The 12,883-nt window shown below is 45.2% G+C and carries 16 protein-coding genes and 1 pseudogene; 5 read left to right on the top strand and 12 right to left on the bottom strand.

Annotation, left to right across the window (positions count from 1 at the left end; translation table 11 throughout):
* From MMY81_RS19795 to MMY81_RS19810, 4 genes are all read left to right on the top strand, one after another.
* Positions 1 to 186, top strand: a 186-nt coding sequence (locus tag MMY81_RS19795; RefSeq protein WP_252314204.1) for a DUF1659 domain-containing protein, incomplete at its 5' end; no start/stop codon positions are given.
* Between the two features lie 38 nt (positions 187 to 224).
* Positions 225 to 443, top strand: a complete 219-nt coding sequence (locus tag MMY81_RS19800; RefSeq protein WP_252314205.1) for a DUF2922 domain-containing protein — start codon at positions 225 to 227, stop codon at positions 441 to 443.
* A 69-nt stretch (positions 444 to 512) separates the two neighbouring features.
* Positions 513 to 710: a YvrJ family protein gene (locus MMY81_RS19805; protein ID WP_252314206.1), complete on the top strand. Its 198-nt coding sequence runs from the start codon at positions 513 to 515 to the stop codon at positions 708 to 710.
* Positions 710 to 931 carry a DUF1659 domain-containing protein gene (locus MMY81_RS19810; protein ID WP_252314207.1) on the top strand — a complete coding sequence of 74 codons (222 nt, stop codon included), beginning with the start codon at positions 710 to 712 and terminating at the stop codon, positions 929 to 931. Before MMY81_RS19805 ends, MMY81_RS19810 begins: the two co-directional genes overlap by 1 nt.
* Positions 932 to 976: 45 nt before the next feature.
* On the opposite strand, the gene MMY81_RS19815 is transcribed toward MMY81_RS19810, so the two are convergent.
* From MMY81_RS19815 to MMY81_RS19845, 7 genes and pseudogenes are all read right to left on the bottom strand, one after another.
* Entirely contained in the window at positions 977 to 1,909 is a 933-nt protein-coding gene (locus tag MMY81_RS19815; RefSeq protein ID WP_256497965.1) for an AEC family transporter, read from the bottom strand.
* A 234-nt stretch (positions 1,910 to 2,143) separates the two neighbouring features.
* The gene (locus MMY81_RS19820) at positions 2,144 to 2,770 is read right to left on the bottom strand and encodes a class F sortase (RefSeq protein WP_252314208.1); all 627 of its coding nucleotides are present in this window, start codon (positions 2,768 to 2,770) and stop codon (positions 2,144 to 2,146) included.
* Positions 2,739 to 3,575 carry a DUF4397 domain-containing protein gene (locus MMY81_RS19825; RefSeq protein WP_252314209.1) on the bottom strand — a complete coding sequence of 279 codons (837 nt, stop codon included), beginning with the start codon at positions 3,573 to 3,575 and terminating at the stop codon, positions 2,739 to 2,741. The genes MMY81_RS19820 and MMY81_RS19825 overlap by 32 nt, the downstream gene beginning before the upstream one ends.
* 194 nt (positions 3,576 to 3,769) lie before the next feature.
* Positions 3,770 to 4,531, bottom strand: coding sequence for a peptidoglycan DD-metalloendopeptidase family protein (locus MMY81_RS19830; RefSeq protein ID WP_252314210.1), 762 nt, complete (start codon positions 4,529 to 4,531; stop codon positions 3,770 to 3,772).
* Between the two features lie 490 nt (positions 4,532 to 5,021).
* Complete coding sequence (locus MMY81_RS19835) at positions 5,022 to 5,300, bottom strand: hypothetical protein (RefSeq protein ID WP_252314211.1); 279 nt, start codon at positions 5,298 to 5,300, stop codon at positions 5,022 to 5,024.
* Between the two features lie 61 nt (positions 5,301 to 5,361).
* On the bottom strand, positions 5,362 to 6,384 hold the full coding sequence (locus tag MMY81_RS19840) for a FecCD family ABC transporter permease (protein ID WP_252314212.1): 1,023 nt from the start codon (positions 6,382 to 6,384) through the stop codon (positions 5,362 to 5,364).
* Positions 6,381 to 7,408: pseudogene (locus MMY81_RS19845) on the bottom strand (FecCD family ABC transporter permease). The gene MMY81_RS19840 and the pseudogene MMY81_RS19845 overlap by 4 nt, the downstream one beginning before the upstream one ends.
* A gap of 177 nt (positions 7,409 to 7,585) precedes the next feature.
* Here MMY81_RS19845 and MMY81_RS19850 point away from each other — a divergent pair.
* Positions 7,586 to 8,578: an ABC transporter substrate-binding protein gene (locus MMY81_RS19850; protein WP_252314213.1), complete on the top strand. Its 993-nt coding sequence runs from the start codon at positions 7,586 to 7,588 to the stop codon at positions 8,576 to 8,578.
* A 267-nt stretch (positions 8,579 to 8,845) separates the two neighbouring features.
* On the opposite strand, the gene MMY81_RS19855 is transcribed toward MMY81_RS19850, so the two are convergent.
* The 5 genes from MMY81_RS19855 to MMY81_RS19870 all read right to left on the bottom strand — a co-directional run bounded on the left by MMY81_RS19855 (position 8,846) and on the right by MMY81_RS19870 (position 12,870).
* Positions 8,846 to 10,393 (bottom strand): hypothetical protein, encoded by a 1,548-nt coding sequence (locus MMY81_RS19855; protein WP_252314214.1) that lies wholly within the window; start codon positions 10,391 to 10,393, stop codon positions 8,846 to 8,848.
* A 128-nt stretch (positions 10,394 to 10,521) separates the two neighbouring features.
* Positions 10,522 to 11,616: an alpha/beta hydrolase gene (locus MMY81_RS19860; protein WP_252314215.1), complete on the bottom strand. Its 1,095-nt coding sequence runs from the start codon at positions 11,614 to 11,616 to the stop codon at positions 10,522 to 10,524.
* A 197-nt stretch (positions 11,617 to 11,813) separates the two neighbouring features.
* Entirely contained in the window at positions 11,814 to 12,428 is a 615-nt protein-coding gene (locus MMY81_RS19865; protein WP_374562442.1) for an alpha/beta hydrolase fold domain-containing protein, read from the bottom strand.
* Positions 12,395 to 12,502, bottom strand: coding sequence for an alpha/beta hydrolase fold domain-containing protein (locus MMY81_RS35570; RefSeq protein ID WP_374562415.1), 108 nt, complete (start codon positions 12,500 to 12,502; stop codon positions 12,395 to 12,397). Before MMY81_RS35570 ends, MMY81_RS19865 begins: the two co-directional genes overlap by 34 nt.
* A complete protein-coding gene (locus MMY81_RS19870; RefSeq protein WP_252314217.1) occupies positions 12,493 to 12,870 on the bottom strand; it encodes a hypothetical protein in 378 nt (125 codons plus the stop codon). Before MMY81_RS19870 ends, MMY81_RS35570 begins: the two co-directional genes overlap by 10 nt.
* Between the last annotated feature and the right edge of the window lie 13 nt (positions 12,871 to 12,883).

The raw sequence follows: 12,883 nt of genomic DNA on the forward strand, positions 1-12,883 counted from the left end.
GAATTTCACGCAGGACTTACAGAGGATGGAAAAGAATCATTTGTTTCCAAATCCTTTCAACAGATCCGCAACCGCGCAGACAGCGCTCCGCTTTACGAAGCTGCTCAGGCTCTCGCTTCCCTTCAATCCCTTCCCGTTTCCACCATTGTCCGTACGAATGAATACAGCCTGCACCACCTTGCATAAAAAAATATACCAATCACCTAAAGGAGCTGTCCCCTATAATGAATAAACGACTTGAACTGCGCTTTGAGAACGAAGAAGGAAAACTAGTAACCATCACGTTGGAGCAGCCTATTGAACCGGCTGACCCCATTGCTGTAGAAGCCGCAATGGACGCTGTTATTGCCTCTGCCGCTTTCACTTCTTCCGGCGGACTATTCGTCGGAAAGCGGGATGCCCGTATTGTAGACCGCAGTGTCGATGTTATTTTCGAAGCATAAATTATCTCTAAAAGCCGGGCCGCACCCGGCTCCCCTCTTTTTTTATTCAGACGTAAAGGAGATACAGTTGTGAATGCAGATCTCTGGATTCAAGTAGTGAGTGATCATGGCATCTCAGCGGCTATTGCTTTTTATCTGCTGCACCGCATGGAAAAAAAGCTGGATATGCTGATTTATACCGTTCATCAGACTCCGCCCCGTTCCGCATCCCATTCTGAACCCCATCCTTCCCCCTCATCCCCATTCGTGAAAGGAGATTTTTCTTAATGACTGATATACAGCAATCCCGATTAGTAATTGAATTTTACACCGGTATGAACAGTGCCGGAAAAGATACATTCAAAAAGAAGACGTTTCCCAATATCTCAAGCTATTGTGAGGACGAAGCGCTGGCCGGTGCCGCCTCCGCTCTTATCAGTCTTCAGCAGCATCATATGATGACGATTATACGCTCCAACGAGTATATGCTGGAAAATACAGACAGCTAACCAAAAACCCCTCCGTTTATAAAAACGAGAGGGGTTTTTCATGCTTTATAAATAGGTGGTTCCTAAAAAAATAGCAATCGGAAGCACAAGCAGACTCAAGAGAGACGACAATAATATAGCTGTAATACCTAAATTCTGTGAACCATCTCCTAAATACCGTTCAAACAGAACAATCGCCAGAATAAATGTCGGCATAGAAGCCTGAATAACAATAATATAAGCCAGCTCCCCTTCAATCGGCAGAAACAAAAGAGCGGTAAAAGCTATTGTCGGAAGCAGAAGCACTTTGATAGAAACCGCCGCACCGATAAAGCGTTTGTAGGCATCACGCACCGCCTTGTAGCTCGAAGAGGGAATCGTCGGGATAAGCAGGCCCAGATAAATCATGGCAAGCGGCGCAGATATTCCAGCGAGCGTACCGGCCAGCTCTGTAAAGTACATGGGGATTTCCACCCCTGTAGAGACAATGAGCAGACTCACAACAAGCGTTATAAACGGGGCATTGACTAATGAACGCAGCTGTTTGACAGAAAAGCGCTCCCCTTTTAACAGCAGCACTCCTACTGTAAATACGAGCGTCATCGTAGAGGCGTCATAAATGGCTGCATATACACCGATCGTCGAGCCAAAAATCATATAGGCCACAGGAATTCCAATAAATCCCGTATTTCCACAGCCTGCTAAAATCGCAAGCTGCCGCCTGGAGCTGCTGTCGTATCCCATGCTTTTGGCTGCAAAATACCCAGCAGCCATTCCTATACTGCTTAAAACCAAACCGAATATGTAAATAACGGCAAAGTTATTCCACATTTCCCGGTCCAGCGGAGTTTGAAAAATACTGTTCGCAATCACCGCAGGAAGGGCAAAGTTAATTACGGTAAAAGATAAAAACTTTCGGGTCTGAATCGATATATCCATCTTTTTTGTGATGAAAAATCCGACAAGCACGATGGTCGCCATCACAAAAACAGGGGTCATTAAGCAGCATAAAGTATGAATCCTTTCTATTCTTCAAACTTTTTCATGAAAAAAATAGAGCTTATGCCGGGCTCTGTTTCTTAAAGAATAAACAGCCGGCATCACTTAACAGATTGTACGCCCCTTCGTTTAGGCATGCAAGCGAAAGTGAGCTTTATCCCTTTCATGACAGCGCTTAAACCAATTTCAGCGCAAAAAAACCGGCTTCCCATTCAGGCAGCCGGTTCTCTTTTCCTATTCTACAGCTGATGCAGTAACTACCAGTCTTTCCCGGTGGGTACCGGCATCATTATCAAACTCTCCCGTACATGTGATCAACTGAAGCTTTCTATCATTTGATGCACCGAAAATCTGCTGGATTGGTGCATCGTCATATGGATAAGACGCAGAAGATTCCATTTCAAATGTAATAGCTTCTCCGTCCTCTCCAGTCACTTCAATTAGATCTCCCGGCTTTAGTTTATCCAGATGATAGAATATGGCCGGTCCGGACCGGTCATTTACATGACCAGCTATAACAGCATTTCCCTGCTGGCCCGGCTTGAATCCCGGCGAGAACCAGCCGGTCTCCTCTCCGTTATCCGGAACTTCCATTCCCCCGCTCTCTGTATAACCCATCTCATCCACGGCTGTATCGAGTTGAATAGCATCTATCTTTATTTCAGCAGGAACTACAGACTCCTTCTGAGATACAGACACTGTTTCTACCTGATCCCCTGTTTCTGCCGCTTCAACTTCTTCTATTGCCGTTTCTGTAAATGCTGTTTCTGCTTCCCTGTATTCTTCTGAACTGCCGCTTAAAAAAAGAATCAGAAGCGCGAAGACAATACTATGAAGAAGCGCCCGCGCGGCGGCGTACATAGTATCCAGCTCCAAGACCAGCTGCCAGCATGCCGGCCAATACATACATCATGGTGTTATCAGTACCGCCTGCACCAGTCTGCGGCATTTCAGATGGCATGCTTTCACTGGACGGAGTAGCAAGAACAATGGCATCAAGAGCAGGATCGCCCTCTGCAAAGCCGACAGCCAATACAGAGTAGCTCGTGCCGCCTTCCAGCTCGGTGCCGGCAAGATCAAGTACTACATCTTCCGTACCTGTAGGACGTACTTCCAGATCATAAGAACCTGCTTCTACTTCAAGATAGTCCGTTACGCCGGTAAATGGTGCATCTTCAAACAAAATATCTCCACCTGTTAACGCTACATCTACATTAGGTGCGTCAAGAGAGAAGTGTGCCACTCTTACGTCTGACATGCCTTCTGCTGTATCCTGTTTATCTTCAAGCACTGTCAGCTCAAGCTCGTCAAGCGTGTTCGTTGCTGCAGCTGTATACGCTTCTCCACCCTCTACATCAAGCGTAGCTGCAATCACAGGATCTCCTTCACCCTCTTCTCCAGCTGCAAAAATTTCTACTTCACGTTCCCCTTCGGGTACGTCTAAATAGTCTGTTGCATCCTTAAACGCCGCCCCTTCGACCACTGCCTCTCCATCAACATATACATCAACTTCCGGTGCATCAGGAGACGCGTGAACGATTCTTACCATTCCACTATCTTCCGATGCTCCGTCGTCTGTATCGTGACTGTCGGCTAAAGCTGTGCCTCCTCCAACCAATCCAAACGCCAGCACACCTGTTAACATCGATCCTGCAAACTTTTTCATACCTTTCCCTTCTTTCTATTAAGATACGCGTCTAAGGGACGGGAAATGTACAACTAACTATTAAACATTAGTTGTACATACTATATCCATTTATTATACGCCTCAAACATTAATTTTTCAATTTTCAAACAACTAAGGAAATAAAAACATAAAAAAAGCCTGCTCCGTTAGGAAGCAGGCTTGCTGACTTTTATTTAGAAGCTGACATAGTTTCTTGGATCCACTGCATTTGATTTCGCACCGTTCCATGCGCCTTCATGAATTTCAAAATGAAGGTGTGTACCCGTAGACTGTCCTGTGTTCCCCATGATACCAATAGATTCGCCCTGACCGACGCTGTCTCCGGCAGAAACATTAATAGAATCCAGGTGCGCATAGAGCGTTTCGAATGTTTGACCATTTACTGTGTGTTCTACAATTACGGTATTACCATAACCGCTCATCGTCGTAGCCTGCTTTACTGTGCCGGATGCAGATGACTTAACCGCTACGTTGGACTGGCCGCCGGATGCAACGTCAATTCCGTGATGCATGCCGCCGCCGCGAGGGCCGTATTCAGAGCTTACGGGTCCATTTGCCGGATTTACAAATCCAGTGGACTGAGAGGCTTCTGTTGTAGAAGCTCCCGCTACTTTTTCGGCAGAAGCACTTGAATTAGATGCAGCTGATGCTTCCAGATCCATTGCGCCGAATGTGTTGTTTCCAGCAATTCCATCCACGCTCAATCCTTCAGAAGACTGAAGAGACTTTACAGCGGATTTTGTGTTCGGTCCGAAGACGCCGTCTACAGATCCTGCTTCATGGCCGTTTTCGTTCAACCACTCCTGCAGTTCGGATACGTCTGAATGATTCATTCCGTCACGAAGTGTCTGGTCACCTACTGCAGCATCTGCACCTGCAACGGGTCCTGCTAAAAGGGCTGCGCCCACGATTGAAGTTAAAACAAATTTTTTCATAAATGTACGAAGCGTTATTGATCAATTCGCCGTTGATACCACATAGTTCCGAATTCCATAACTCGATTAATCTATGTATTTCCTTTTTACGGCTTTCTTGAATAACGCTCGTTCACCTCCTGAGTTTATTATTGTGTTTCGCTGATTGGCAATAGTGTCTGTTTGACTAGTTGAAGTATAGGCACTCTAATCTGCTAATTCAATAGATGATCGATGCTTGTTAGAAGAGTGTAATCATAAAACGAAATCCCGTCATTTCCTCGTTAAATATGTAATACTTTGTAATTTAAGCATCCATTTCACTGGAAGTTCACTGTATAATGCCCTCACAGCGAACGATGCGGCCTGTATTTTCATGTAATATATCTTTAATTCTGGTTTTCCTTCATTTAATAAAAGGCGCAGAAAGCGGTTTTTTTCCATTTTAAATATTACATATGTTTAGACAAAAAAAAGAAACCAGCTGAACTGGTTTCCGGGAGACTGGTAACTATTTTTCAGAAGCATTTTGTTCTGGTTCAGGTTTTGGCAGGTATTTCATAAAGTAAGCACCCAGCAGCAGCAGAATCGTAAATGCTGTCCAGCTGATAATCGACGGCCATTCCATCCACAGCACGATCAAGTTCATTATCGGAACGAGCAGAAAGCAGAGTGGCGTAAGTGCACTTTTGAAATCGCTGAGACCCTTTTTCCGGCGCATCATATAAATGCTGTAGCCTACGATAACGATAATAACCAGATAAGCAATGGTTAATGTAATGGGAAACACAAATGATCACTACCTTTCCTTACTGCCTCCAGTATACAGGCGAAAGGCAGCCTTGTTAAACCTAGGCTTTCTGCCTGGCGAGAAGATAAAGAAAATAAGGCGCGCCGATGACGGCTACAACTACCCCTGCTGGAATTTCGGATGGCTCAATAATCGAGCGGCCGATCGTATCTGCTGTCAAAAGCAGCAGACCTCCGAGAAGAGCTGAAGCAGGGAGCACCATTACATGCTGGCTTCCGACCAGCCTTCTTGCTAAATGCGGGGCAATCAGTCCGACAAATCCGATACCGCCGCTCACAGACACCCCGGCGGCGGCAAGAGCTACGGCGGATACAGTAAGAATGATACGTTCTTTTTCCACCGTGACGCCCAGACCGGTCGCCATTTTATCACCAAAGGCCAGCGTATCGAGGTCTCTCGCCCGGAACATAACAACAGTGAATAAAATAAGGAACCACGGCAGCAGCGACAGCACCTCATTCCAGGTAGAGCCGCTGATGCGTCCGGCCAGCCAGACAGCTACAAAGCTGTACTGCTCCGGTGCCAGACGGAGCATAAGTATTGTCATTAAAGCGCTGATTCCTGCCGCAATAGCAATTCCATTCAATATCATCCGATAGGGAAGCAGCCCGACATTTTTTTCATAGGATAAAACGTAAATAAGAAAAGCAGTTATCGATCCACCGAGCAGGGCAAGAAAAGGCAGCGTAAAAGCAGAAGCCGCTTCAAAAGAAGACGAATAGGAAATATACAACACAACAAATAATCCGGCACCTGTCGTAATGCCTAAAATACCAGGGTCTGCCAGGCTGTTGCGCGATACTCCCTGTAAAATACAGCCGGAAATGGCCAGGCAGGCTCCTACGAGCAGAGCAAGCACAATCCGAGGAAGACGGAATTCAAATAAAATCAAACTGCTCTGAGTGTCTCCCATCCCTACGAAGGTTTGGATTACTTCTATTGGAGACAGGCTCGTAAAACCTGTATTCATGCTGTAAAAGAAGACGACCATAATAAGAAGAATAATAACGGCAAAGAAAAACAGCTGTTTTTTCCGCAGTTGTTCCTGAACGAATGATTTCATAAACTCTCTCTCCTTTCTTTACGGGCAATATAAAGAAAGAACGGAACGCCGATCAGCGCAAACAAAGCGCCGATAGGTGTTTCATACGGAGGATTGATCATTCGGGCACCGATATCAGCCAATGTCATAAAAATACCTCCAACGATAATAGAGCCTGGAATAATCAGCTGATAATCGGCTCCGACAAAGTAGCGTACGATGTGAGGAATAACAAGCCCCACAAATGCAACCGGGCCGACGATAGAAACGGACAGCCCTCCTAAAATAAGGACGGCAATCACACAGAAAAGCTTGATCCAGCGCACTCTCGCTCCCAGTCCTGCGGCAATATCCTCCCGAGGCTGAGCAGCGTAATAGAACGGGACAGCACGACGGCCATCCCAAGACCGACAGCGAGCCACGGCAGCGCGGGCAGCAGCTGCTCCCATCTCACACCTGCCACTCCTCCTGCATACCAAAAAGCCAGATCCTGGCTCAAATTGTAGTAAATAGCGATTCCTTCACTTAATGCAGTAAACAAAGCGCTGATAGCCGCTCCTGCCAGTACAAGCCTGACCGGAGAAAGCCCTCCTTTTGTCATCGCGCCGATTCCAAAGATCAGTCCGAGACTCATCGCGGCTCCTGCAAAGGAAAATAGAATAAGATTGCTGTAGGAAAGACCCGGAAAAAAAGCAAAACATACCGCCACCATAAAGATGGAACCGGCATTGATACCAAAAATTCCGGTTTCCGCCAGCGGATTGCGCGTCATTCCCTGCAGAATTGCTCCGGCCACCGCAAATCCGGCCCCGACCACTACATCAGCTGTAGAACGAGGAAGGCGCAGCTCCTGAATAATCACATGTTGATTATTAGAAGCATCAAAGGAAAAAAGCGATGCCCAAACTGTCTGCAGATCAATATCTGCGGCTCCTACCGAAATAGAGAGCATAAACATTAAAAACAAAAGCGGCGTTCCAATAATAAATAGGAAAGCCGCAGAAAGCGGTTTGCGCTTCACCTTATCTGATCGTTTATCTTTCATATGTAACCCTCATTAGTTTGTATTATTTTGAGTGAGAATCATTTTCAATCATAAAAAGCTTAGCAATAACTACAGCAAATGTCTAGGTGTTTCCTCATAATAAATAAGTTGCAAATTAACGTAAAAGATTATACGATAATGATAATCTTTATCAATTAAGAAAAAAGGAGATTTACTATGCATAAATGGATACATAGAAGTATGTTTACTGCTTCAGCAGCGGCAGTAACGCTTTTGGCAGCATGCGGCGGCGGAACAGACAATGAGGAAGAGACAGAGGATACAGAGTCCTCTGCAGAAGAAACACAGGAAGAAAGCTCCAGTGATACCGTAACGTATGAAGGTCCCAACGGTTCCTTTAATATACCGGAAGATCCGCAGAATATAGTAGTACTTGCCCCTTCCTATGTAGGGTATTTTCTCGCGCTTGATGAAAAGCCGATAGGCGCCACCACTCAGGCCCTGGAAAACCCCTATTTTGACGAAGAGATGACAGAAGGCATCGAAGATTTAGGAGATGGCACCTCCGTTGAACAGGTACTGTCCCTCGAACCTGACCTTATTGTGACATTAAGCTCAGATGAAAATCTGGAACAGCTTCAGGATGTCGCTCCAACTGTTACCATTGATTATGGCCAGCTCCCCTTTAAAGAGCAGCTTCAGGAATTTGGTACGATGACTGGTGAGGAAGAGGCAGCCGAAGAATGGATTACGGAGTGGGATTCCTCTATTGAGGAAAACCGCGCTTCCGTCGAAGAAAGCGTAGGAGACCGCACCATCTCGCTGATACAGCCATTTGAAAAAGGTGTTTATGTATTTGGCAATACATTTGCCCGCGGGGGCGAAATTATCTATGATGAATTTGGCCTGTCCGCACCGGAAGCTGTACAGGAGGATGCTATCGACAGCGGAGAAGGTTTTGTAAACGTATCGCTGGAAGCACTGGATGATTACGCCGGAGATATTATTTTTACGAGCCCATGGCAGGAATCAGAAACCGGTTCTGCTGACGAGGTTTATGAGAGTAATGTTTGGCAGAACCTGCCTGCCGTAGAGGAAGATAATGTATACGAGCTGGATACAGCTGCATCATTCTTCAATGATCCTGTTTCTCTCGAAAGCCAGCTTGATTTTGTCGTTGAAAGTCTTGAGGCCAGCGCGGAAGAATAAACCTGCTCCTTGTTATACTAAAAGCACGACCGTCCCAAAAGAATACCAGTGATCAACAAAACGCAGCCAATCCAACCAGGCGCACGCTTTCGGCAGGCCATGCCTGAGTCGGCGCCTGGTTATTTTCATGAGGATTTATAAGAATCAGCTAAAAAAATACAAACCTCCACTACGTGAAAAGAACCTCGCATCCCTTGTAACAAGGGTGCGAGGTTCTTCATATATTTTCTCATAACATGATAAAAATAATTTTGGGACAGCCCTTTTTTATTTTTTAATAGAATTGTTTTCTCTTTCCAGTGATCTAATGGTGGCAAGGCTCTCTTTATATTGTTCTTTATAGTCCTTCCAGCGCCGGCGTTCCTGTTCTTTCTGGTATTCTGCTTCTTCCTTATCGTTCTGGAGATCTTCTACCTTTTTCTTCTTTTCCAGTGCAGCCGTTTTTTTGTAAGGCTCATAGGAGTGCTCTGCTTCGATAAATTCATCCACCATTTTCCGCATCGCTTCGTTGGCTTCCCGCTTTTCTTTCTTTTCATCCATATACGTTGTTACGTGCGCCGCCGTCCGATTCATCATGCTTCGAAAGCCGGCCCTGGGGTTATGCTTTCTGCGCTGTCGTTCGATTTCATTTAAACGGTTCATGGCTTCTCTGTATTCCCGGCGGTAGGAAGCAAATGTTTCATTAATCTCCCACTCTTTTAACCCACTCGTATATAATGACAGCCAAATATCATTTTTAGCTTCATCCAGAATAGACATGCTTCGATCCATTTCCTGCTTCAAAGTCTGTACTTTCTGCTCCTGGGAACGAATGACTGCTTCCTGGGATGATATTTTATTCTTCAGTTGTTCGGCGCGTTCTAATTCTTCCTGATAAAAAGCCATCCGTTTCTTCCACGCTTCCAGTATCGGCTCGCAGGTTTCTTCTTCATCTGCATATGAAGACAGCAGCGAAATGTACACGATCGTACTTGGCACCAGCAGTTTCTTGAAATAAAAATGCTGGGCACCATGAGAAAAGAAGCTGTTTCCTAAAATAACCGGCAGAAAAAAGAAAGGTGAGGCAAAAGCTGCCGTCAAATAAGAGGTATCCGTTTGTTCGGCAAACGGAACCTTTACTCCTTTGCGCTTTAACAGCACCGGAAGCAGCGTTTTCACTCCCAGGTAAGAAGAGACGCCTTCAATTTCTGTGGATGCAGAAAACAGCGTGCTAAGCTCGGATCGGCGGATGATACGTTTCACTTCTGCGGTGGTCGATACAGGCTTTCCAATCTGATAAGCCAGTTTCTGCTTCGATTCATCCGGCAGTTTTTCGAGATAGCTATGAAGCGCTTCCGCCGATTGTTCCAGTTCTTCTTCCGAATATTCTCTCGATTCCGTATCAATGATGTCGAGCAGGGACAGCATAATAAAATGAATCATATGGTCGAGCTTTGTACCGCTTTTCTGCACTTCGGCGAACTGCTTAAATACTTTATTCTGCTTCTCTAAGTAAGAATAAGCGTGCTCTAAAATACTGTCCGCCTGTTCTTTAAATACATCCTCACTCGTGAGCGGAGACTGCGTTATGTTCATCAGCCGGCCAAGTTCTGAAAAGATATCCAGCTGGAGCAGAGCATCGTCTTCCTGCTCCAGCTGGCTGATTTCTCTTTCCAAATGTGATCCGAAAGCATCTTCGCTTTCGGGAGAAAGGGCCTCCCTGCCTCTTGAAATCAATAAATCAATGGTATTTGTTCTCTGCAAAAGAGCATATACCAGACGAAGCTTGTGTCCTTTTAATGATATCAGCCCTTTGCATAAAGAACTTCCATCCATCGTATTCACCATCCCATGTCTTAAGAATTACATGATTTACAGCCATAAGGATATTTTATACAACTCGAAGCTATTATTCTATCCATTTATGAGAATAATTGTTAATTATGACGCTTTTTTTATGCACATTATGAACCTTTTTTCCATTCTGCTGACAACCTCTCTGTTCTGACTGCATGGAAATGGGAAGCTATTTCCGTCAATGCATCGGCCGCCTGCGGATAATATCCTAGTTTGTCTACGAAAGCGTGGTCCATTCCTTTATATTCCCACATGCTTACAGGAACACCGGCTTCCGCTACCTGTCTGGCATATTCCTGTCCTTGTATTTTCAAATAATCATATTCGGACGTTACGATAGCCATTGGCGGCAGCCTGTGTTTATTTTCACTGAGAATAGGAGAAACGAGCGGCGAATTAGCATCCGTTAAATCCTGGAGGTACAAGGATTGAATAAATACGGTCGACTGCTGCATACTTGTTAATTCCTGCCGGATCAGTGCTTCGTCGTTATAAAATTTGTACTGGTCAATTTTCCACTGTTCTCCGGTAAAATCTGCCAGGTCAACAAGCGGATACAGAAGAGCGATATGCTTAATATCCCATTTTTCTTCAAGGCTCAACTCACTTACGCCAAGTGCAAGGTTAGCACCGGCGCTCTCACCGGCCAGACTAATGTTATCTGTATCTATCTGCAGCTGTTCTGCCTGCTCCCATACCCATCTTGTGCCCTCCAAACAATCATTTAACCCGTCAGCAAACGGATGCTCCGGCGCAAGGCGGTAGCCAACCGAAATGACAACGGCTTCTGCTTCCTGCGCGAGCCATTTACATGGATTTTCAACCATTTTTATATTACCGCTGAAAAATCCGCCGCCGTGAAAATATAACATGACCGGCTTTTTTCCACCGCCTTCATTGTATATGCGAACAGGAATGCTCCGATCCTCCAGTTCAATTGATAACTCGCGGCTGGAAATAGAAGGAGCTATATCTGTATTCGGAAAGCCTTCATGCTCACGAATTTCCTCCAAATCATCTACTTCCAAAGGTCTTCTCGTTTTGTCAGGTTCTGCTGTCACCATCCACTCTTTCACTCTAGGATCCAGTCCTCCGGTTTCTTCCTGGTCCGGAATATGCTTGATGATTTTCTCCATGTTTCCTTGTATGTGACGCGTTTCTTTTTCCTGCATCTGTTTTCTTAACTGATCATGGCTTGCCATAGTTTCCATCTCCTTAAAAGAGTTCGGAAGCAGTATTATATCTTTCTGCCTGCCTCTTTTATTTATATATTGCCGCTGCCGCACTTTATAGTTCTTCTGTCCTCTTCCCGTATCCACTTATTTTTAATCAGCTGCTGCACATTTTTTTTCATACAAAAAACCACCTTCATAAAATGCCGGTGGTTTTAAGATAAGCACTATATATTTTCTTTAAAATGACGGGAAATTTCTGTGATCGCATCGGCCGCCTGCGGATACCAGCCCAGCTTTTCTACAAAAGCATGATCCATTCCTTTATATTCAATGTGGCGGACAGGGACCGATGCATCGGCCATCTGCCTGGCAAATTCCGCCCCCTGAATTTTTAAATAATCGAATTCTGCTGTAACAATGGTTACAGGAGGAATATTTTGTTTCACTTCACTCAGTACAGGCGATACAAGTGGCGACATAGCCTGTTCAAGATCGTTTAAATAAAGGGACTGAATAAAAAAAAGAGACTGCCTCATATTAATAAGTTCTCTTCGGATTAATGCTTCGTCTTCCGAAAAGTCATAGGCTGACGTATTCCATTTCTCTCCTGAAAAATCCGATAGATCCACAAGCGGATACAGCAGGCCCAAATAAGAAATGGTCCAGGGCTCACCAGAACTTAAATGATTTACGCCTAGCGCCAGATTCCCTCCTACGCTGTCACCGACGAGGCCAATGGTATCCCGGTCTATAGAAAGCTCATCAGCAAATTCATATACATAGCGGACTGCTTCCAGACAGTCCGTCAGTCGGCGGCATACGGAAATTCCGGGGCCAATCTGTACTCTACGGAAATAACGACGGCGCCCGTCTCCTGTGCGAGAAGCTTGCATGGGTTTTCCACTACGTCCATATCGCCTTCAAAAAAGCCGCCTCCATGGTAATAGATAATCGCAGGTTTTTTTCCTCTCCACGGTTATAAAGGCGGACACGAAGTGTACTGTCTTCCTGAAAAATATTTTTGTGCTCCACGCGGATTCCCCGGCTTAAGTCATCGTTCTTAAAACCGCCGCTGCTGCGGATTTCTTCAAGATCCGCCAGTTCAATCGGTTTTTTTAATTTTGTGCTTTCCTCATCCAGAATAAGCTGCTTTACTCTTGGATCCAGTCCTTTTTTACCTTCTTGAAACGGAATTCCTTTTTCTATCTTTTCTAAGCCGTTGCTGTAAACAACAGCGTTCGTTTTTAAACGTTGGACTAGTTCTTCCTGGGTATACTGCATAACCGGTCCTCCT

Source organism: Sinobaca sp. H24, assembly GCF_023845525.1.

Coding starts and splice junctions, on each gene's coding strand:
- MMY81_RS19870 (WP_252314217.1), bottom strand. CDS start 12,870: ATGCAGTATACCCAGGAAGAACTAGTCCAACGTTTAAAAACGAACGCT.
- MMY81_RS19815 (WP_256497965.1), bottom strand. CDS start 1,909: ATGACCCCTGTTTTTGTGATGGCGACCATCGTGCTTGTCGGATTTTTC.
- MMY81_RS19825 (WP_252314209.1), bottom strand. CDS start 3,575: ATGAAAAAGTTTGCAGGATCGATGTTAACAGGTGTGCTGGCGTTTGGA.
- MMY81_RS19850 (WP_252314213.1), top strand. CDS start 7,586: ATGCATAAATGGATACATAGAAGTATGTTTACTGCTTCAGCAGCGGCA.
- MMY81_RS19800 (WP_252314205.1), top strand. CDS start 225: ATGAATAAACGACTTGAACTGCGCTTTGAGAACGAAGAAGGAAAACTA.
- MMY81_RS19855 (WP_252314214.1), bottom strand. CDS start 10,393: ATGGATGGAAGTTCTTTATGCAAAGGGCTGATATCATTAAAAGGACAC.
- MMY81_RS19840 (WP_252314212.1), bottom strand. CDS start 6,384: ATGAAATCATTCGTTCAGGAACAACTGCGGAAAAAACAGCTGTTTTTC.
- MMY81_RS19810 (WP_252314207.1), top strand. CDS start 710: ATGACTGATATACAGCAATCCCGATTAGTAATTGAATTTTACACCGGT.
- MMY81_RS19830 (WP_252314210.1), bottom strand. CDS start 4,531: ATGAAAAAATTTGTTTTAACTTCAATCGTGGGCGCAGCCCTTTTAGCA.
- MMY81_RS35570 (WP_374562415.1), bottom strand. CDS start 12,502: ATGGACGTAGTGGAAAACCCATGCAAGCTTCTCGCACAGGAGACGGGC.
- MMY81_RS19820 (WP_252314208.1), bottom strand. CDS start 2,770: ATGTACGCCGCCGCGCGGGCGCTTCTTCATAGTATTGTCTTCGCGCTT.
- MMY81_RS19860 (WP_252314215.1), bottom strand. CDS start 11,616: ATGGCAAGCCATGATCAGTTAAGAAAACAGATGCAGGAAAAAGAAACG.